19 protein-coding genes and 1 pseudogene are annotated in these 21,024 nt (G+C 42.3%); 16 read left to right on the top strand and 4 right to left on the bottom strand.

Annotation, left to right across the window (positions count from 1 at the left end):
* Positions 1–12: 12 nt before the first annotated feature.
* From LRC_RS01800 to LRC_RS01810, 3 genes are all read left to right on the top strand, one after another.
* Entirely contained in the window at positions 13–396 is a 384-nt protein-coding gene (locus LRC_RS01800; RefSeq protein ID WP_014072907.1) for a type II toxin-antitoxin system PemK/MazF family toxin, read from the top strand.
* 101 nt (positions 397–497) lie between these two features.
* Positions 498–1,205 (top strand): GntR family transcriptional regulator, encoded by a 708-nt coding sequence (locus LRC_RS01805; RefSeq protein ID WP_014072908.1) that lies wholly within the window; start codon positions 498–500, stop codon positions 1,203–1,205.
* A gap of 26 nt (positions 1,206–1,231) precedes the next feature.
* Positions 1,232–1,444, top strand: coding sequence for a hypothetical protein (locus LRC_RS01810; protein ID WP_014072909.1), 213 nt, complete (start codon positions 1,232–1,234; stop codon positions 1,442–1,444).
* Between the two features lie 364 nt (positions 1,445–1,808).
* Here LRC_RS01810 and cbpA read toward each other — a convergent pair whose 3' ends face one another.
* Positions 1,809–2,444 carry a cyclic di-AMP binding protein CbpA gene (gene cbpA / locus LRC_RS01815; protein WP_014072910.1) on the bottom strand — a complete coding sequence of 212 codons (636 nt, stop codon included), beginning with the start codon at positions 2,442–2,444 and terminating at the stop codon, positions 1,809–1,811.
* A 210-nt stretch (positions 2,445–2,654) separates the two neighbouring features.
* Between cbpA and istA the strand changes: the two are divergent.
* Both istA and istB read left to right on the top strand, forming a co-directional pair.
* A pseudogene (gene istA, locus LRC_RS01820) lies at positions 2,655–3,879 on the top strand (IS21 family transposase).
* A gap of 1 nt (position 3,880) precedes the next feature.
* On the top strand, positions 3,881–4,618 hold the full coding sequence (istB, locus tag LRC_RS01825) for an IS21-like element helper ATPase IstB (protein WP_014072912.1): 738 nt from the start codon (positions 3,881–3,883) through the stop codon (positions 4,616–4,618).
* Positions 4,619–4,914: 296 nt separating this feature from the next.
* On the opposite strand, the gene LRC_RS01830 is transcribed toward istB, so the two are convergent.
* Positions 4,915–5,886, bottom strand: a complete 972-nt coding sequence (locus tag LRC_RS01830) for an L-lactate dehydrogenase (protein WP_014072913.1) — start codon at positions 5,884–5,886, stop codon at positions 4,915–4,917.
* Between the two features lie 334 nt (positions 5,887–6,220).
* On the opposite strand from LRC_RS01830, the gene pth reads away from it, so the two are divergent.
* The 10 genes from pth to ftsH all read left to right on the top strand — a co-directional run bounded on the left by pth (position 6,221) and on the right by ftsH (position 17,944).
* On the top strand, positions 6,221–6,784 hold the full coding sequence (gene pth, locus LRC_RS01835) for an aminoacyl-tRNA hydrolase (RefSeq protein ID WP_014072914.1): 564 nt from the start codon (positions 6,221–6,223) through the stop codon (positions 6,782–6,784).
* 13 nt (positions 6,785–6,797) lie between these two features.
* Positions 6,798–10,337, top strand: coding sequence for a transcription-repair coupling factor (mfd, locus tag LRC_RS01840; protein WP_014072915.1), 3,540 nt, complete (start codon positions 6,798–6,800; stop codon positions 10,335–10,337).
* Positions 10,338–11,915 carry a putative polysaccharide biosynthesis protein gene (locus LRC_RS01845; protein ID WP_014072916.1) on the top strand — a complete coding sequence of 526 codons (1,578 nt, stop codon included), beginning with the start codon at positions 10,338–10,340 and terminating at the stop codon, positions 11,913–11,915.
* Positions 11,916–11,924: 9 nt separating this feature from the next.
* Positions 11,925–12,194 carry an RNA-binding S4 domain-containing protein gene (locus LRC_RS01850; protein WP_014072917.1) on the top strand — a complete coding sequence of 90 codons (270 nt, stop codon included), beginning with the start codon at positions 11,925–11,927 and terminating at the stop codon, positions 12,192–12,194.
* A 72-nt stretch (positions 12,195–12,266) separates the two neighbouring features.
* On the top strand, positions 12,267–12,662 hold the full coding sequence (locus LRC_RS01855; protein WP_014072918.1) for an FtsB family cell division protein: 396 nt from the start codon (positions 12,267–12,269) through the stop codon (positions 12,660–12,662).
* A gap of 90 nt (positions 12,663–12,752) precedes the next feature.
* Positions 12,753–13,247 (top strand): S1 domain-containing RNA-binding protein, encoded by a 495-nt coding sequence (locus LRC_RS01860; protein WP_014072919.1) that lies wholly within the window; start codon positions 12,753–12,755, stop codon positions 13,245–13,247.
* A 219-nt stretch (positions 13,248–13,466) separates the two neighbouring features.
* Complete coding sequence (locus LRC_RS11495; protein WP_167317008.1) at positions 13,467–13,610, top strand: hypothetical protein; 144 nt, start codon at positions 13,467–13,469, stop codon at positions 13,608–13,610.
* A gap of 195 nt (positions 13,611–13,805) precedes the next feature.
* On the top strand, positions 13,806–15,152 hold the full coding sequence (tilS, locus tag LRC_RS01870) for a tRNA lysidine(34) synthetase TilS (protein ID WP_241531312.1): 1,347 nt from the start codon (positions 13,806–13,808) through the stop codon (positions 15,150–15,152).
* A 27-nt stretch (positions 15,153–15,179) separates the two neighbouring features.
* Positions 15,180–15,722, top strand: coding sequence for a hypoxanthine phosphoribosyltransferase (gene hpt / locus LRC_RS01875; RefSeq protein WP_014072922.1), 543 nt, complete (start codon positions 15,180–15,182; stop codon positions 15,720–15,722).
* Positions 15,723–15,817: 95 nt separating this feature from the next.
* The gene (ftsH, locus tag LRC_RS01880; protein ID WP_014072923.1) at positions 15,818–17,944 is read left to right on the top strand and encodes an ATP-dependent zinc metalloprotease FtsH; all 2,127 of its coding nucleotides are present in this window, start codon (positions 15,818–15,820) and stop codon (positions 17,942–17,944) included.
* 473 nt (positions 17,945–18,417) lie between these two features.
* On the opposite strand, the gene LRC_RS12330 is transcribed toward ftsH, so the two are convergent.
* Positions 18,418–18,822: a transposase gene (locus LRC_RS12330; RefSeq protein WP_258414449.1), complete on the bottom strand. Its 405-nt coding sequence runs from the start codon at positions 18,820–18,822 to the stop codon at positions 18,418–18,420.
* Positions 18,764–19,546: an IS256 family transposase gene (locus LRC_RS12335; RefSeq protein ID WP_258414450.1), complete on the bottom strand. Its 783-nt coding sequence runs from the start codon at positions 19,544–19,546 to the stop codon at positions 18,764–18,766. The genes LRC_RS12330 and LRC_RS12335 overlap by 59 nt, the downstream gene beginning before the upstream one ends.
* A 579-nt stretch (positions 19,547–20,125) precedes the next feature.
* On the opposite strand from LRC_RS12335, the gene hslO reads away from it, so the two are divergent.
* On the top strand, positions 20,126–21,013 hold the full coding sequence (gene hslO, locus LRC_RS01890; protein ID WP_014072925.1) for an Hsp33 family molecular chaperone HslO: 888 nt from the start codon (positions 20,126–20,128) through the stop codon (positions 21,011–21,013).
* The last annotated feature ends 11 nt before the right edge of the window (positions 21,014–21,024 follow it).

Genomic DNA, 21,024 nt, shown 5'->3' on the forward strand with positions numbered 1-21,024 from the left:
AGAGTTGATTCCATGGGCAGCACTTTGGATGTGCGTAGAGGAGACATCTTCTATGCGGACTTGTCGCCGGTCGTTGGATCGGAACAGGGCGGATTGAGACCCGTTGTCGTTATTCAAAATAATATCGGCAACAGGTTCAGTCCGACGATAATCGTTGCAGCAATCACGTCCAAAATTTCGAAGCCTAAAATGCCGACCCATGTAGCTGTTAAGGCTTCTGAGCCGGGCAAACGAGGTTTGGAAAAAGATTCCGTGATTCTATTGGAACAGTTAAGGACGATTGACAAGCAAAGATTAAGGGACAAGATTTGTTGTCTTAGCAAAAAAAAATTGGGTGATGTTGATCATGCTTTGCAGATCAGCGTGGGATTGATTAATATTAAAGGAAACAAATGATGGAGAAGGAGTTGAGGGGGATTCCTCTCAGCCGTTGAATGTTTATGAATTAGACAATTAAGATCGGGGATTCTCCGGTCTTTTTATGAGAAAATGTGTCAATGAAATATCAAGAAATCGCCAAAGATATGGCAAGCAAGATTAATAATGGTTTTTACACGGACAGGCTGCCAAGCGAGGCAGATCTGATGGAAAAATATGCCACCAGTCGCAATACGATCAGAAACGCGCTTGATGCTTTGTACAATCAGGGTGTCATCAAGCGCGTTCAAGGCAGCGGATGTTTCGTCAATCGTCCGCTGCACGGTCGAAAAAATGTGATCAATATGGCAAACAAAGTTGGTTTTAAGGCACTTGGAGATAATTTTTCGTTAAAATCCAGGGTTCTCAAGCTTGAAGTGATTCCTGCAGGAGAAGAAATCAGCAGATATCTTGGATGTTCGGAAGAGGATTTGGTATATCGGGTACAACGTCTCAGATTCAATGAAGACGAAGTGTTTAGTCTGGAAGATGCGTATTACTTGAAAAGCATCGTGCCGTATCTTTTCAAAGAAGCCTGTGAACAATCAATTTTCAAATTTATTGAAGAAGCTTACGAGATTGACATAAGAAGCGGTGACGAGTACATCAGCGTGCACGAATTGACGCAAGCTGAGGCACAGGCATCGGAAAGCAATGTCGGTCAAGCTGTGATGTCGATTGAAGAGGTCAATTATCTAAAAAACGACATCGCTTTTAATTATTCTCGTACTTACTACTTCAGAAAAGGTTTTACTGCTTATTTTCACATTGGCAATTACTTATGCTAAAGCATAATTTCAGGGAGTGATTTTTTATGTATCGAACACAAATCAATGCGAACGTGCCGATTCAAAACGGTTCAGGTCAAATAATCGTTGATTTGCCGGATATTTTGCATGCTGGCGATTATTTGATGGTCGGAGATACCGAAACGAGGTGGCGCGTAAAAGAAAGCACGTTGATCGTTCATGATGAATTTCATCCGAAAAAAGAATATGTCGATTTGGTGCTTGACGTGACCAAGTAATGATTAGATGAAACGCATAAAAAACATGTCTCAAATTAAAAGAGACTGAAAAAATTCTGTCTCAAATCAAAAAACCGGATGATTTGCAATCAATTGCAAATCTGATCCGGTTTTTTGTATGCATGACGCTTGTTATGATGGAAACAACCCCAAATAGTTTGGCGGTAAATTTGACTGGGAGCTTGGCTGAATTGGCTGAGCAGTACTGCTGCTTGAAAAAAATAGTTTTTATTCATTGAAAATTAAAAAAGCCGGCCAAAGTCAGTCGCAATCCGACCGCCTTCGTTCGGCTTTTCGTTTAATTCAAGAGGAAAACGGACCTTTTTACCATTCTCTTTTTGACGCAAAAATTTCTCAAAAGTTTTTATATTTGCAGATCTTCAATCTCAGGGACCTTGAAGTTTTTCTTTTCGAGCGCCTTGACGATTGTTTCAAGCTTTTCGCGCGAAACGTCTGCCGGAAGAGTGAACATTGTCCGACGAACGAATTCTCCTTGTTGGACGTCAAGGGTTATGCAGCTGGCGATTGACGTATACTTAGTAATTATTTTTGACATTTCAACAAGGTCACCGCGATCACCTGCCGAAACGACCGTCAAAACGTAGCTTCCGACATTGACGTTCCATGACTGTGACAACATGTCGAGCAGGCTCGTGTGCGTCAAGATGCCGTAAAAATAATTGTTTTCATCAAGAACCGTAATGTACGGCAAGTCTTTGATCGAGAAGAAAACGTTGAAAAATGCTGAATTGATTGAAACGAATTTCGTGGCATTTTTCAAAAGATACGTAACAGGAAGGTTCATGTCGCCACCGCGTGATTTGTGACGATAGATGTGCATCTTGTAGATGTTGCCGCGGAAAATTTTTCCTGATTCATCCAAAATCGGAACGCAGCGATAGCCTGAATCTTCCAAAATATGCAATGCTTCTTCAAGCGTGCAGTCTTCTTTGACCGTGGTTAATTTTTTTTTGGGTTTAATTAAAGTTTTAAGTAGCATAGCAGAAAACCTCTTATTCAAGTCTTTCATTTTATTATCAGAATATCTTAATCCATTTTAACATAAACGCTCGTGAAAGTGCACGTTTTGAAGAATAAAACCAATTGTAAAGGGCGGTTGTAAAATGTAGGAAATCGGCGGTTTAAAATTGTCGGTTTTCCTGCATTTTTTGTATACTCACTTTATTAATCTTTTGAGGAAGTGGTGAGTATGCGAAAAGACGTTTACGAAAGGTATGATCTATTTTGTGTTAGAGAAGATAAAACCAAATTACTCCGCTGTTGCACGACAATATGATGTTGATCCAAGAACCGTCAAAGCGGCATATTTAAAAGCTCAGAGCGATAAAACATCAGTTGTCAGGAAGCGTCGTAGCCGTCGCAGTAAGCTGGACGGATATCAAGACATCATTGAAGACAAATACGCTGCAGGTTGTTCTGCCAGATCGATTTATGACTTTATCGTTGAAAAAGGCTTTACCGGCAAGTACACAATCGTTAAAGATTATTGTCGTCATTTTCGTAAAGCACAAACAAAAAAGGCAACGATTAGAGTTGAGCATACAATTGGATTAAGTGCTCAAGTTGATTGGAAAGAACAGGTCACAATGACCGATCGGAACGGTGTTTCACATACCTTCAGTATTTTCTTATATGTCTTGCCTTATTCCAAATTCAAGTTTTTAAAACTAACCCTGGATCAGAAACAGGATACTTTATTCAAATGTTTATTTGAAGCCTTTAAGGCTACCGGTGGAATTCCCAAAGAGATTTGGTTTGATAATATGTCGACTGTCGTTGACCATAAATTAATTGACTTTCACCATCATCGATTTAACGAACGATTTTTATCATTTAGTCATGATGCGGGATTTCATCCAATCGCTTGTCGGCCATTTAGGCCGCAGACCAAAGGCTGCGTTGAAGCATTGGCAAGAACGATGGGACGACTGAAGCCTTACGATGGAGAGTTCTGTACCATTAATGACTTGAATGATATCGTTAATCGATTAGCCAAACGCCTAAATCACGAGAAGTCACAAAGCAATAACCGGAAGCCGGTTGAATTATGGGCAAAAGAAAAAGAGCATTTCCGGCCTCTCAATTACGATCTCACAAGATACTTCGACAGCGTCCAAACCAGAAAAGTATCGCAAGACTCAATGATTAGATTTCAAAACCATCAATACTCTGTCTCCCCTAATTATATCGGAAAAGAGGTTGAAATCAAACCGGATACTGATGGTAAATCTATTCGTATCTTCTATCAAGGATCTGAAATCAAGAAACACGATTTAACCAATAAACAGTTTAATTACGATCCTCGTGATAAACATGCCATTCTTAAAAGTAATTTGATGGAAGGCAAAACGGATGAAGAAATCGATCAGTATATGCTTAATAATCTCAGCATTTATGATCAGATAGGGGAATAAAATGAATCAATATCAAAGACTAATCGACAATTTAACGAAGCTGAATTTAAATAATATGGCCGAATCAATTGCGGATTATCGGCAGCAAGTCAATGACAGTCAAATCAGCTTCAGCGAGGCACTATTAGAGTTAACGGATAAGGAGATTGACTATCAGCGACAAGAAAGCTTAAAGCGAAGAATAAAGCGGGCCCGTTTTCCGATTGTCAAACGGCTCAGTGATTTTAATTATCAATTTCAGCCTTCGGTTAATCGGCAGCAAATCGACGAGTTTGCGACCATGTCATTTCTGGATAATCAAGAGAACATTATCTTTATTGGCAGTCCTGGCGTGGGCAAAACACACCTATCCATCGGAATTGGCATCGAAGCATGCCGGCAAGGCGTGCGAACATTATTCATAAACTGTCACGAATTAATTCTCAGATTGAAGTCAGCTCAAGAAAAGCAACATCTGGAACGAGTAATGCGTCGATACGAAAGGTATGATCTGTTAATCATTGATGAACTTGGGTATTTGCCGATATCGGCGAATGAATCCAAGATGCTGTTTCAATTAATAAATGGCCGTTATGAACGCAAATCAACGATCATAACGACCAATGTGCCATTATCAAGTTGGGGAATCGTCCTTAATAGCACGGCAACCGCCGAGGCCATTTTAGACCGCCTTGTCTATCACTCACACGTGATTAAGCTTAAGGGAAAGTCATACCGTTTAACATCGGTCAGTTCTTAAACCGCCCAAATCATACATTTTTAAACCGCCATAAAACGACAAATTAAATCCGCCCTTGACAAATTGCTTAATGAAAAAAGATACGCTGATTCAGCAGAACTTTCTCCAAAAAAGAACATTGTCATTTAGATATTTGAAATTTCTTTTTGCTTCATACCGTCAAGGTCAGTCGTCACTGACTAAAGTCACGGAATTTGCGGCTGATTAACAGTAAAAAATTATCTGAAAAACGCTCATTTAAAAAAAGAGCCTCGCCAAAGCGAGACTCTTTAGAATCAGCTGTTAAGGAAGCAAAATTACTTTTGGCTTTCTTCCAAGTTCTTCAAACCGTCGTTAAGAACTTTCTTCAATGTCTTAGCAGATTCAGTCATCTTTGTTTGTTCTTCTTCGTTCAAAGGAACTTCGATAACTTGCTTGATGCCGTCTGCGCAAACAACAGCTGGTGTACCAATGTATACGTCGTTGATGCCGTATTGGCCATCCATGTATGCAGAAACAGGAAGAACCGTATCTTCATCACGGAGAATAGCCTTGGAAATACGAGCCAAAGCAGCAGCAACACCGTAGAATGTTGCGCCCTTCTTGTTGATGATTTCGTAAGCCTTGTTACGAACGTCGTCTTCAATCTTGTCGAGCGTTTCCTTAGAAACGTCATGTTCCTTAGCCCAATCCAAGAATGGAAGTGAACCGATTGATGCTGAAGAGTATGCAGCAAATTCTGAATCACCGTGTTCACCCATGATATATGCGTGCATTGAACGAGGATCTTTGATGCCTGTCAAATCAGCCATAGCAACGCGAAGACGTGCCGTATCCAAGGATGTGCCTGAACCAAGAACGCGTTCCTTAGGGAAGCCTGAGAACTTCCATGTTGCGTATGTCAAGATATCAACAGGGTTTGCGGCAACCAGGAAGATGCCTTGGAAGCCTGAGTCAACAACTGGCTTAACGATTGTTGACAAGATACGAAGGTTCTTGTTTACAAGGTCAAGGCGTGTTTCGCCTGGCTTTTGAGGAGCACCGGCCGTGATAACAACCAAGTCGGCATCCTTGCAGTCTGAGTATTCTGCAGAATAGATCTTCTTAGGATATGTGTAACCCGTAGCATCGAGAAGATCCAATGCATCGCCTTCGGTACGTTCCTTGACAACGTCAATGATACCGAATTCTTCAGCGATACCTTGCAATGCCATTGCATATGCGTAACTAGAACCAACGGCGCCATCGCCGACTAACATAACTTTTTGATGATTTTGTGTTTTTGACACAGTAATACATCCTTTCCTTAAAAAGTAACTAAATTGATACATTCACATTATAACATGGATTTCAGTAAATTGGTGAATGTTTTCAAAGGGAAAGATTTTTTTTCATGCTATTTCTTCAAATTATGTTATACTTGATAAAAATAATTTTTATTTTTGATTTTTAAATGTTAGAAAATAATGTATCTTAACCGCATCGTTGAGCCTTTTTATAATTCGTCATCCGGAATTTGGGCAAAGTGTTGCGGCATATTTCGGTTTGAGATTGAAATGAAATCATTCAAAATTCAGACAGCGCTTACATTATTTTTCAAATTACTTGTTGAGAGGATAAAAAATGAAATTAATCGTTGGATTGGGCAATATCGGCAAAGAGTATGATGAAACAAGACACAATGCGGGCTTTATGACGATCGATCGTTTTGCCGAAAAGCACGCCTTTGAATTTAACAAGCAAAAATTTGACGCAATGATTGCTGACGGAATTATTAACGGCGAAAAGGTTATTTTGGCAAAACCAACGACATATATGAATGAGTCCGGCCGCTCCGTGCGACAGATCGTTGATTTTTACAAACTGGATCCGGAAGACGTCCTGATCGTGCATGATGACATGGATCTTGCAACAGGAAGACTTCGACTACGCCAAAAAGGTTCTGCCGGAGGACACAATGGCATCAAGAGCATTATTGCGCATCTGGGTACTGAAAAATTCAAGCGCCTTCGGATCGGAATCGATCATCCGGCAAAACAAAAGGTCGTTGATTGGGTTTTGACGCGTTTTTCTTCGGATCAGCGCACTGAATTTGACGTTGGAATGAACGAAGCCGTCGATGCGATTGATGACTGGCTTGAAAACGATGATTTCATGAAGACGATGAACAGATTCAACAAACGCTAAAGAGGAGGTATCCATGCAGCTTAATGAGCTACTGTCGAATACGGCCGAAATGACCGGATTCCATGATTCTTTAAAGGAAAAGGGACGCCATATGATAACCGGCGTGAGCGGCTCGGTGCGCACGCTTCTTTTGGCGGACCTTGAAGAAAAATTTCAAGTTCCGTTGATCGTCGTTTGCGATGATCTGTTTCATGCGCAATCGCTTGAAGAGGACTTGACAAACGTTTTTGCTGAAGAAGACGTTGATTTGTTTCCGGTTGAAGAAAACTTTGCTGCGGCAATTTCCGCAAGTTCGCCGGAATATAAGGCTCAGCGAGTCAAAACTTTGCAGAAAATGGCTGACGGGAGCTCAAAAATCGTCGTGACTTCCGTGTCAGGGATAAGACGCATGCTTTGTCCGAAGGATTTTTGGCTCAAGAGCACCATTAAGTTCAAGCTCGGCGAAGAGATCATTCCTGAAAAATTAAAACAAGAGCTTTGCACGATGGGGTACCGGGCGGTTAAAATGGTTGAAAGACCTGGAGATTTTGCCGTCAGAGGCTCGATTTTCGATATTTATGCGCTCAATTTGGAAAATCCAGTGCGCATCGATTTGTTTGATACGGAAATCGACTCTCTCAGACTTTTCGATTCAACGGATCAAAGAAGTCTGAAAAAAATCGATGAAGTCGAAATTTTGCCGGCAACGGATTTTATCGCATCAGACTCTATGCTTGAAAAAGGAGCCGCGGTGCTGCAAAAAAACGTCAAGGACTACTTGGCAAAACTCGACGATGAAGAAGATAAGAAACTGTTGGCGGATAATCTGAGGACGGTCGCCGACGATTGGCATCGCGGGATTTTGGAACCCGAACACGTTGTTTTTTCAGAAGAACTTTACGGGAAAAGCAAGACTTCGCTTTTTGACTACCTTTCAGAAAGCGGAATGATCGTTTTTGACGATTACAAACGCTTGAAAGAAAAAGATCACGAGCTTGAAAAAAGCGATGCGCAGTGGATCTTGGAAAAAATCGAAGAACGCAAGCTCTATGTCAAGGAAACGCTCGGTTTTAAAATTTCCGAACTCGAGAAAAAAGAGCAGCATGAAAGAATTTTCATGTCGCTCCTTCAAAAAGGAATGGGCCGTATGAGGTTTGTTTCCTTGACGGATATCAAATCGCGGAGCGTGCAGCAATTCTTCGGACAGCTGCCGCTTCTCAAGGTCGAAACGCTGCGCTATAAAAAAACGAATGAAACGGTCGTTTTTTTGATTTCTGAAACGGAGCGCGCAAAAAAGATGCTGCAGCTGCTTGATGATTTGGGAATCAAAGCAATTGAAACCAACAAAGACAGAATTGAACAAGGTGCTTTTCAAATTGTCAACGGAACCCTTCAAAAAGGTTTTGAATTGCCTTTAAGCCATCTGGTCGTGCTGACGGAAAATGAACTTTTCGCAAAAGTCAAAAAACGCCAGCCAAGACATCAGACCATGAGAAATACGGAGCGTCTGAAGAGTTATGCCGATTTGAAGCCCGGAGATTTTGTCGTGCATGTCAACCATGGCATTGGCCGCTTCATGGGGATGGAGACGCTTGAAGTTGCAGGAAGGCACCAAGACTACATGACGATCATTTATCGAGACGATGCGAAGCTTTTCATTCCCGTCTCTCAGCTTGACCGCATTCAAAAGTACGTTTCTTCAGAAGGCAAGGTGCCTAAAGTCAACAAGCTCGGAAGCAGCGAATGGGAGAAGACCAAGAGAAAAGTTGCGTCAAAGCTTGAAGACATTGCAGATGAGCTGGTTGAACTGTACTCCAGGCGCGAGTCTGAAAAAGGTCATGCATTTCCTAAAGACGACAGCTATCAAAAAGAGTTCGAAGATGCTTTTCCTTATACCGAGACACCGGACCAGTTAAGGAGCGCCAAGGAAATCAAGCTTGATATGGAAAAAGAAAAGCCGATGGATCGATTGCTGATTGGAGACGTTGGCTACGGTAAAACTGAAGTTGCGCTCAGAGCAGCGTTTAAAGCAGTTGAAGACGGCAAGCAGGTGGCTTTTATCGCACCAACGACGCTTTTGGTGCAGCAGCACTACGAAACGATGCTGTCGCGTTTTGAAGGATTTCCGGTTGAAATCGGGGTTTTGTCAAGATTCAGCACGCCAAAGCAAGCCAAAGAAACGCTTTTGAAACTGAAAAACGGTGAAATTGACATTATCGTCGGAACTCACAGGCTGCTTTCAAAGGACGTTAAATTTGCCGATTTAGGTTTGCTGATTATTGACGAAGAACAGCGTTTCGGGGTCAAACACAAGGAAAAACTCAAAGAACTCAAAACGTCGGTCGATGTTTTGACGCTGACGGCAACACCGATTCCAAGGACGCTCAACATGTCGATGCTTGGCGTCAGAGACCTGTCCGTAATTGAAACTGCACCGCTTAATCGCTATCCGATTCAAACATATGCGATGGAACAAAATTATGATGTCGTGGCAGCAGGAATCAGACGCGAAATGTCACGGGGCGGGCAAGTGTTTTATCTTCACAACCGGGTTCATGACATTGAAACGGTTGTCGAAACATTGAATACGATCGTTCCGGAAGCAAGAATCGCCTATGTTCACGGACAAATGTCGGAAACTCAGATGGAAAAAATATTGGCGGACTTTATTGCCGGCGAATACGATGTTCTGGTAACGACGACGATCATTGAAACAGGCGTCGACATTCCGAACGTCAACACTTTGTTCGTTGAAGATGCTGATCGGATGGGACTGGCACAGTTGTATCAGCTCAGAGGACGAGTTGGCCGTTCGAATCGGGTGGCATATGCATATTTCATGTATCAGCCTGATAAAGTTTTGACCGAGGACGGCGAAAAACGTTTGGAAGCCATTAAAGATTTCACGGAGCTCGGCTCTGGATTTAAAATTGCGATGAGAGATCTTTCGATTCGCGGGGCCGGCAACATGCTCGGAAAACAACAGCATGGCTTCATCGAATCCGTCGGGTATGACCTTTATACGAAAATGCTCAACGAAGCGGTGGCTAAAAAACGCGGCATCAAGCCGGAGCAAAAAACGGATTGCGAAATCAATCTAAATATTGAGGCATATGTTCCGACGGAATACATTGAAGATTCGAGACAAAAAATTGAAATCTATAAGCGAATTCATCAGCTTAACAGCTATGCCGAATATGAAGAAGTTCAGGCTGATCTGACTGATCGTTTTGGTGATTATCCTGACGAGTGCGCCAACCTGCTTGAAATCGGACTGCTGAAGTTTTATGCCGACCATGCGATGATCGAACGAATTACGCAATATGACAGGAAAATCGAAATTCTGTTGTCGAAGAAGACGGCTGAAAAACTTGGCTTGAGAGAGCTTGTGGCAAGTTTGGACGACTGCGATCTGAAGTCGACGTTCGGTGAGAAAAACAATCAGACGCTGATTACGCTTCTTTGCGGTGATAAAACCAAGGAAACGCAGCTTTTGTACGAATTGCAACAGATTGCCAAAAAAATTGCCGAGTCATTGGGCAATTTTCCAAAGAAAGAGGAAACCGAAGCATAGATGAAAAATGAACAAATACAAAAGACGATGCGGGGAGCAGTCATTTTGTCCTGTGCAGGTCTTGCTGCCAAAATTTTAAGCGCGTTTTACCGAATCCCGTTTCAAAACATTGTCGGCAATACCGGCTTTTACGTCTATCAGCAGGTCTACCCGATTTATGGAATCGGAATGACGTTTGCTCTAAGCGGATTCCCGGTCTATATTTCAAAATTGATTGCTGAGCAGGAAAACGAGCTTCACAGACTGCAGCTGTCGCGCCAAATCTTTTTGGTGCTGGCTTGTTTTGGAATTTTCGTTTTTGCCTTTCTGCAGTTTTTTTCAAAACAGATTGCTTTTTTAATGGGAGATTCAGAACTTTTTTGGTTGATCAAAAGCATTTCCTGGATGTTTTTGTTCATGCCGATGCTGGCCGTTCCGAGAGGATATTATCAGGGAACCTTTAACATGATTCCTCCGGCTTTGTCGCAAGTAGCTGAACAATTCGTCAGAGTTTTGGTTATTATCGTTTGTGCAGCGATGTTTGTAAAATATGACTGGAATCTTTATTCCATGGGCGCAAATGCGATGCTCGGCTCGACCTTTGGTGCATTTTTTGCGATGATCTGCATGAGTTCTTTTTATTTTAAAAAGTTTTTCAAGGCCCGACAAGGCGATTTTCATGAAGACTACAGCGTTTTATTCAAGAAAATGTTTACGGAAGGCTTGGTATTATGTCTGTTTGCTGCAATGATGGTCTTGCTGCAGCTGGTTGATTCGTTTACCGTTATGAACGGTTTGAGATTATCCGGCATGAGTCTGTCAAAAGCTCAAAATCTTAAGGGAGCATATGACAGGGCGCAACCGCTCGTTCAACTCGGAATGGCGCTTGCGACCGGCTTTTCAGCATCGCTTCTGCCGGCTCTTTCAAGCGAATTGGCTGAAAAAAAGGTTGCCGAGTTCAAGGAAACGACAAAAATTATCTTGCGGATCAGCACGGTGATTGCTTTGGCAGCAACGGTCGGAATGATTTCGATCATGCCTGAACTGAATACTCTTCTGTTCGGGGATGCTTTTTTAAGTTCGACGATTTCCGCATACGTAGTCAGCATCGTGTTTATTGCTTTGATCAGTACCTACAATTCGATTTTGCAGAGCATGAATCTTTTCTCAAAGGCGGCATTTTCGCTTTTGTGCGGTATTTTTGTCAAGGCTTGCACGAACGTTTGGCTGATTGAACAATTCGGAATTATCGGGGCCAGCATTTCAACGGTGCTTGCGTTGGCCGTTTCGTTGGCATTGATCGTATTTTTCAAGCCAAAGAGCGTCGGCAGCGTCTTTACGGGTGATTCGTTCATGACAAAGCTTGGTGCGGCATGTCTTTTGATGGGCGGATCGGTCAAAACGCTGATGATTCTGTTTGAAAAATTCAGTGCAGGAACTCGATTTGATGCCGTTGTTGCGACAAGTGCAGGCATCGTCTTGGGGTGCTTCGTGTTTTTTTTGAGCATCGTGGCGCTTGAATTGTTCGAAAAAGATGAGTGGCTTGCCTTCCCCAAGGGAAGGAAAATATATGAACTGATTCAAAAATTAAAGAAATGAGGAAATGAAATGAGATTAGATAAGTATTTGAAAGTATCACGCGTTATTAAAAGACGCAGTGTTGCCAAGGAAATTGCCGACAAAGGAAGGATTTCGATTAACGGCAAGATTGCCAAATCATCAACGGATGTCAGCGTTGGCGACGAATTGGTGATTAATTTCGGAAACAAGACGCTGACGATCAGAGTCAATGAACTGAAAGAAACGACTAAAAAAGATGAAGCAGAAGGAATGTATGAGGTTGTTTCCGAAGAATATAAGGAAGATTACAGGATGTAACCGTTTTTTTGATGGATAAAAAAGCGTTTTTTTGATATAATCTACTCAAAATGCGGTTAGTGAGGCAGCGATATGAAAAGCAGAAAAGTGACTGTTTTAGATAACGAGTATTATCAAAAACAGATGGCAATTAAACAAAGGGACGAACGCAAAAGAAAAAAAGTACACAAGTATCGCCTTTTTAAAAGGACTTGTGCAGGCATTCTGGTTTTGTGTGCCGTTTTTTCGTCACTGGTGATCGGCCGCGGAATAGCTTACAAAAATCGGCTTGAAGCTCAAAAAGAGGTTGCGCAAGAGGCATTGAAAAATGCTCAACAGACTAATTCTTTTTTGAATTTTAAAATTAAGCAGCTGAACGATGAGGATTATGTTCAAAAATTGATCAGAAAAAAATATCTGTATTCAAAGAATAATGAGATTATTTTCAGTTTGCCAGAAGATAATTCTCAAACTGATCAGAATGACTAAAATGATGCTTTAATCATCGATAGTGTATAAATATAAGTAAAATCATGTTATACTAGGGACACAAGAATTTCTAGGAGGAAAAATTTTTTTATGTCAATTGAAGTTGGTTCAAAGGTTAGCGGCAAGATTTCAGGAATCACAAATTTTGGTGCTTTTGTTGATTTAGGAGACAAGAAAACCGGACTTGTACACATCAGCGAAGTTTCCGATGGTTTCGTCAAGGATATTCATGATGTTTTGACGGTTGGCGACACGGTTACCGTCAAGGTGCTTTCCGTTGGTGATGACGGAAAGATCAGCTTGTCGATTCGCAAGGCCCAGGACAAGCCAGAGGGAAACAAGAAGGACCATCATCGCAAATCAGAAGGCGACAGACATAATGACGGTCGCTCTCATGAACGCGGAAACGGTAATCGTCCGATGCAGAACAGAAAATTTCCACAGCAATCTCACCGCCAGGAACCTAAAAGAAAAGACTTCGATTCATTGCTTGCAGGATTTTTAAAGGAAAGCGACGAACGTTTGACATCTTTGAAACGCAATAAGGAAGGCAAACGTGGCGGCCGCGGCGGCCGTCGCTCATAAAAACAGGAGGCTGGGAAAAAGTCCCGTTTCTTGCTTGAATTAAATGAAGTACCGAACGAAGGCGGTCTGTTTTCGCTTGAATTCGTAAGGCGTTTTTTAATTTTGCGCGTATGAAAAATTATCTTTTTAAAAATGATTACCCAATTCAGTCAAAATTTCATCCAGATTTACGGACAAAGTGCTCTTTTTGGCAGATTTGTCCGTAAATTTTTGGCTATTATGATGAGGTTTTACGGACCAAAGGTTGTTTTTGACAATTTTGTCCGTAATCGCCATTTTTCGAGCAAGATAATTACGGACAAAGCACCTATTTTCATCGATGTGGCCGTAAACGACAGTGATTTTGACAAATGCAGCGACTGATAAATCAGCGCGCCGGACTCTCAGTCAAATTTACCGCTGAACTATTTTCGGCTATTTCCATCATAGCAGGCAGTTGTCATGCATACGCAAAAAACCGGATCAGATTTGCAGTTGATTGCAAATTATCCGGGTTTTTAATTTGAAACAGAGTTTTTCACAGACTCCTTGATTGTCTTTTTAAGGTAGGTGATGATCATGAAAGACAAAACGGAAGTTGAGTTTCAGGCCGAATGGAAAAAAATGGGCGTTCCTGCAAATGAAACGGTGCTTGTTGCCGTTTCGACAGGGTGTGATTCAATGACTCTCTTGAGTCTCTTGCAAAGACTGCCTGAAAAAATGAGGCCGACCGTTCAAGTCGCTTACGTTGATCATCAGTTGCGTGAGCAGAGCAAAAAGGAAACTGACTTTATTACGAAGTATTGTCAAAAAAACGGGCTTGTCTTATTTAAGAACGTTTGGGAAAAAGAGTTTCACCCGAAAAAAGGCATCGAGGAATCAGCAAGAGAATTCAGATACCGCTTCTTCGAGAAAATCATGGAAGAAACAGGCATCGAATATTTGCTGACGGCTCATCATTCAAACGATCAGGCTGAAACGATTTTGATGAAAGCCGTCAGAGGCGGTGATCTGGAACAATTGGTCGGAATCAAGTCTGCAAGAACTTTTGGCACCGGAAAGCTTTTGAGACCTTTGCTGCATTTTTCAAAGGAAACGCTGAAAGAGTACGCCGAAAGAAATCAGATCAAGTATTTTGAAGACGAAACGAATGCTCTCGATGACGTTTTGAGGAATCGTCTGCGACATCACGTCGTACCTTTTCTTGAAAAGGAAAATCGGCATTTTTTGACTCATGTTGAAGAATTAAGTCTTCAGCTGAAAGACTTGTTGGATTATTCCGATAAAAAGATTGTTGAGGATTGCTTGCTTTTAAAGGTTGAAGGCGGGTACAGCCTTGAAAAGTGGCTCAAGCAGGATGAATCACAGAAAAGACTGACTTTAAAGCATATTTTAAAGCAGGCGGGAAATTTTTCGCTCAAAAAACAAGAGCAATGCGTTAAAATGCTTGAAAACGATGCAAAGCCGCAAGGTAGCTTAGCGTTGGGAAATTCCTGCGCATTTTTCAGAACCTATGGGATTTTTGGAATCAAAAAAACCGAAAAGAACAATCAAGAAAGCGAGAATAAAATTTTTAAATTAGAACCGGGAAAATGGTATAGTTTAAATGAAAGAGAGAAAATCGGCATTTTCAGACGCGATAAAATCGATCTTTTGCCGGAAGATGATGTCCTTGAGATTGCATCTCCAAATGATTTGATGCTTCGTCACAGACATTGCGGAGACGTCTTGAAGACGAAAAACGGTTCGCAAAAAATTAAAAAAATTTTGATAGATAAAAAAATTGCTCTAGATGAAAGAAAAAAACTGTGGCTTGTCGTAAACGGCGAAAACCAAGCAATATGGGTTATTGGAGTCAAAAAATCCGATTTGTCACGAGGTTGTGTAAATGCTAAAATTCAATACATAGCAGTCTTTCGAAAATGAGAGTAGGAAAGAGGTTTGAATTTTCAAATGAATAATGATATCAAAGCTGTTTTGTACAGCAAGGAACAAATTGATGAAGTTGCACGAAATTTGGGTGAACGAATCACGAAAGATTTTGAAGGCAAAAATCCGCTTGTTATTTGCGTTTTAAAAGGAGCCGTTCTGTTTATGGCGGATATCGTTCGTCAAATCGACACTTATTGCGAACTTGATTTCATGGACGTCTCAAGCTACGGAAACAATACCGTTTCTTCAGGAGAAGTCAAAATCATCAAGGATCTGGACGTTTCCGTCAAGGGAAGAAACGTTTTGATAGTTGAAGACATCATTGACACGGGGCGGACTTTGGCAAGCCTTGTCGAATTGCTGAAGGGCAGGGATGCGGCTTCGGTTAAGATCTGCACGCTGCTTGATAAGCCCGACCGTCGCGTCAAGACGGTCAAACCGGATTACGTCGGATTTGAGGTTCCGAATGAGTTTGTCGTGGGCTATGGACTCGATTTTCAAGGGCATTATCGCAATCTTCCTTACGTTGGAATTTTAAAGCCTGAAATTTACGAAAATATTTAAAGCTTTTTTGGGTTAACAAAGGTCAAATATGATATTATGAGACTGTTACGATATCTGTTTATTTGGATATCCAACAGGATGAAGGAGGAAGTCGCTTGAAGAATAATAACAATAAAAATGGGCTTTTCCGCAACAGCCTTTTTTATATCGTAATCTTCCTTGGGATAATGGGGGCACTTTACTATGTGTTTGGAAATCATTCCAATTCCCAATCCCAGCAGATTCAGTCAAGTCAGTTTATTACTGAACTTAAGAAAGGCAACGTCAAGAGCTTTACGATGCAGCCGTCAGGCAGCACGTATAAAGTTACCGGTGTTTATAAAAAAGCTCAAAAATCTAAAGGAACCAGCGGCCTGGTTGGTTTCCCAAGCTCTGAATCAAAGGTTGATCACTTCTCAACGAACGTTTTGACGAATGATTCTTCCGTTGCTCAGATCAAAAAGTACGCAGAGAAAAACAACGTCAAGTACGGGGCAAAAGAAGAAGAGTCAAGCAGTATCTGGATTCAGTTGCTCATATATGTGGTCCCGCTTTTCTTCTTCATCATTTTCTTCTATATGATGATGGGACAAGCCGGTCAAGGTGGCGGCAACGGCCGCGTAATGAACTTTGGCAAGGCCAAGGCAAAACCGGTTGACAAAAAGAACAATAAAGTACGTTTTTCTGATGTTGCCGGTGCCGAAGAAGAAAAACAGGAATTGGTCGAAGTCGTTGAATTCTTGCGTGATCCGCATAAATTCTTGGCTTTGGGTGCGAAGATTCCGTCCGGTGTTTTGCTTGAAGGACCTCCCGGAACAGGTAAGACTTTGTTGGCCAAAGCCGTTGCGGGTGAAGCGGGCGTGCCGTTCTTTTCGATTTCAGGTTCTGACTTCGTTGAAATGTTTGTCGGTGTTGGTGCCAGTCGCGTTCGTGATCTTTTTGAAAATGCCAAGAAGAACGCCCCGTCAATCATTTTCATCGATGAAATCGATGCCGTTGGTCGTCGGCGCGGAAACGGCATGGGCGGCGGACATGATGAACGTGAACAGACTTTGAATCAGTTGCTGGTCGAAATGGACGGTTTTGAAGGCGACGAAGGCGTTATCGTCATGGCTGCCACGAACCGTTCTGATGTTTTGGATCCTGCTTTGCTTCGTCCCGGACGTTTTGATCGCAAGATTTTGGTTGGTCGTCCTGACGTTAAAGGGCGTGAAGCAATTCTTAAGGTGCATGCGAAGAACAAGCCTTTGGCCAAGGATGTCGATTTGAAAATCATTGCCAAGCAGACCCCTGGATTTGTCGGGGCCGACCTTGCCAACTTGCTGAATGAAGCAGCTTTGCTTGCCGCTCGTCGAAATAAAAAAGAAATCGATGCTTCCGATGTTGATGAAGCTGAAGATCGCGTTATTGCAGGACCTGCCAAACGTGATCGCGTTATCAGCAAAAAAGAACGCGAAACGGTTGCCTTCCACGAAGCCGGACATACGATTGTCGGCTTGGTGCTGAATGATGCGCGTGTCGTTCACAAAGTTACGATCGTTCCTCGCGGGCGTGCCGGCGGTTATGCAATCATGCTTCCAAAAGAAGATCAGATGCTTCTTTCAAAGAAGGATCTCAAAGAACAAATAGCAGGGCTCATGGGCGGTCGCGCAGCCGAAGAACTGATTTTCAATCAGCAATCTTCCGGTGCGTCAAACGACTTCCAGCAAGCAACGCAGCTTGCACGCTCAATGGTGACTGAATACGGAATGAGCGAAAAGCTTGGACCTGTTCAATATGAAGGGCAAAGCGGCATGTTCGCCGGAGATTATGTTCCGGGACAACAGCCGTTCTCAATCGATACTTCAAACGCCATCGATTCTGAAGTCAAAGCACTTTGTGAAGAGGGAATGGCAACTGCCAAGAAGATCATCGAAGAACACAAAGAACAGCATCGCATTATTGCGGAAGCTTTGCTTGAATATGAAACGCTTGATGAAAGACAAATCCTCAGTTTGTATAAGACGGGCAAGATGCCTGCGCAAGCGGAAGACGAATTTCCTTCTGAAAAAGCTGCAACTTTTGAAGAGGCTAAAGAAGCGCTCATCAGAAAAGATGCGGTCAAGCAAGAAGAAAGCCATCGTGATGAACTCGAGGACGAGTTCCCTTCAGAAGAAAACCTTAAGCAAGCTGATTCTGAAGATTCGAACAAATCTGAGAATGAAACGAATGAACCAAAGAATGACGATGATAAGGACGAATAGTCTGTTGAGTCTTTAAATGAAGAGGCTTGGAAAAAACTCTGCCTCAAATTGAAGAACCGGATGATTTGCAATCAGTTGCAAATCTGATCCGGTTTTTTCTTATGCATGACGATTGCCTTCCATGATGGAAATAACCAAAAAAAGTTTGGCGGTAAATTTTACTGAGAGCTCGGCGCGCTGATTTATCAAGCGCTGCATTTGGCAAAATGACTGCCGTTTACGGACACATCGGGAAAAATGGATGCTTTGTCCGTAATAAGCTTGCTTGAAAAATGGCGATTACGGACAAAATGGACAAAAATATCAGTCAAGTCCTAATTTGTGTGTAAAATATTTTTCCCAGGCACAAGTTGTGCAGGGGATGCGAATGCATCCATGTCTGTCCACTATCACTCTTGAAGGAGCTGTCAAGGGTGCGCCATCTGCGCACCTCGAAGAGGTTCCCTTGACAGCTCCGGAAAGAGTGATACACCTTACGCAGCTCTTAGTTTTTGTTGTTCCTCTGCCAATTTTTTGAGTTCAGCAACTGTCTCGGACTTGATCATTTTTGCGTAGGTTACCGGACTGAATATGGCTTTCTTGGAGATCACGACATCGTTTCTTTCCAACAGAACGGAACCCATCAGCCGCATCAGCGAGTTTTTATTTGGGAAGATTCCAATGACGGAAGAACGTCGCTTCAGCTCTTTGTTTAGTCGTTCTATATGGTTCGATGTTCTGAAATATCTCCGCAAATTCTTAGGAAGCGCCATGACGGTCATGGAACTTTCAAAGCCTTCATCGAGGCATGACATGGCAGCTTCAGCAACGTCTCTGTAATCAGCGATGATTTCGTCCCGCTTTTTCCGTGCGTCTTCTATAGTTTCGCAGTTCCACATTTCCTGAAGTTCGGCTCTGAGGCCTGCCTGATATTTTTTTGGTGATTTTCCCGAAAATGTTTCTGGCAAAATGAAACTGGCACCTTTGCCATGGAACCTCAGGAAATACATTACTGACGGCATCCTGAATACCTTCATGAGCATCAGAAGTGATCATCAAAAGCCCTTGGAGGACACGTTTTTTCAGTTTTTGGAGAAAGGAATTCCAAGTTTCTTTGGATTCGTTGTCATATACTTCAAATCCAAGGATTTCGCGATGTCCTTCCTGATTCGTACCATAAGCGATCATAAACGCTTGGGAAACAATTATGTGTTTGTCCCTGACCTTGAAGTAGGTTGCATCCACTATTAAAAAAGGGTAGTCTCCGGTCAAGGGTCTGTCCTTGAACTCGTTGACCTTTTCAATCAGATCCTTGCATACTTCTGAAACTGAGGACTTAGAAAATGTCGTTCCGCACAAAGTTTCCATGATATTCGACACTTTACGGGTCGCTACTCCGCTGACAACCATCTCCGCCATACTGACGATCAAGGCAGCTTCGCTTCGGGAATAATTCTCGAAAACAAGAGTCTTAAAAGGAACATTGCGATGTCTCAGCACGGTTAAGGTGATTTTGCCTATCCGTGTCTTGAGCTCGCGTTCTCGAGTGCCGTTGCGGCTGTCCGTGCGTTCTTCTGATCGTTCGTAAGGCTCAGCCTTGAGTTGAGCAGTGGATTCCGCCATCAGAATACTATTGAGACTTTTACGCAGCAGTTAGCGAAATGCCTGATTGTGATCCTTTGAAAGAAGTTGTAGAATTTCCTCTTGATTTAAGGTAATATTTAATTGGGCCATTTGTTCATCCTCCTCGTAGTGTTATTGTTGTTAGTTGATTTAATTATACCTGGGAGCTGAGCACTTGGCTCTCTTTTTTTTATCAATTTACACCATTATACGGGCATAACCAAAATCGGCGATTGTCCGTAAGATTTTAGAGTTTTAGACCTCGGTTTTACGGACAAATGCTCCAAAAAGAGGCTTCTGTCCGTAAATCCTCATCATAATGATAATGGGCAAAAATTTACGGACAAATCACTGGAAAATGCGGGTTTGTCCGTAAATTTGAATGAGATTTTGGATAAATTAGTTGAGCAGTACTGCATTTAATTTATTTCAAAAGGAAGCCGGGACTTTTTTCTCAGACTCTTTGTTATGTGGATCGGTGGAAATCATGGTTAGAAACAGCAATGAGTGCTTATCTTGTTTTGAGGATAAGTTATATGTTAGAATAACTGATTGGATACATTGAAAGGAAGATACTGAATGTCTGATTATTTAGTTAAAAGCTTGGCTTGCGACGGTCATTTGCGCGCATATGCAATTGATGCGACAGAAACGATCAGAGAAGCTCAAAAGCGTCAGGATACATGGAGTGCCGCATCGGCAGCACTCGGCAGAAGCATGGTCGGAACGCTGCTTCTGGCAACGTCGTCACTTAAGGGTGATGAGAAGATGACCGTCAAAATCAATGGCAACGGCCCCGTTGGCGGAATCGTAATTGACGGAAATTCAAAGGGAACGGTCAAGGGCTACGTTCAAAACCCGCACGTCCATCTGCCGTTAAACGACAAAGGCAAAATTGACGTCAAAGGTGCCGTCGGAACGGAAGGTTTTTTGGCCGTTACGAAAGATTACGGCTTTAAGGAACCGTTCACTGGGCAGGTGCCGCTTGTTTCCGGCGAAATTGCCGAAGACTTCACTTATTATTTAGCGAAATCAGAACAGATTCCTTCATCAGTCGGATTGTCCGTTTTTGTAAATTCCGATAATACGATCGGAACGGCCGGCGGATTCATGATTCAAGTCATGCCAGGATGTCCTGATGAAATTTTGGACAAGCTTGAACATACGCTTCAAACGATCGCACCGATTTCGACAATGATGCAAAACGGATTGAAACCGGAAGACATTCTCAAGCGTCTGTTTGATGGGGATGAGCTTGAAATTCTTGAAAAAATGCCTGTTTCCTTTGAATGCGACTGTTCAAAGGAACGCTTTGCCGAAGCAATGGCAAGTCTTCCTAAAAAAGACATTGATGAAATGATTGAAAAAGATCATGGTGCCACTGCAATTTGTCATTTTTGCTGCGATGAATATCATTTTACGGAAGATGAATTGCGCGAAATCGAAAAAGAAGCAAGAGAAAGCTGATGAGGTGAAAA

Source organism: Ligilactobacillus ruminis ATCC 27782, assembly GCF_000224985.1.
Lineage (GTDB): Bacteria > Bacillota > Bacilli > Lactobacillales > Lactobacillaceae > Ligilactobacillus > Ligilactobacillus ruminis.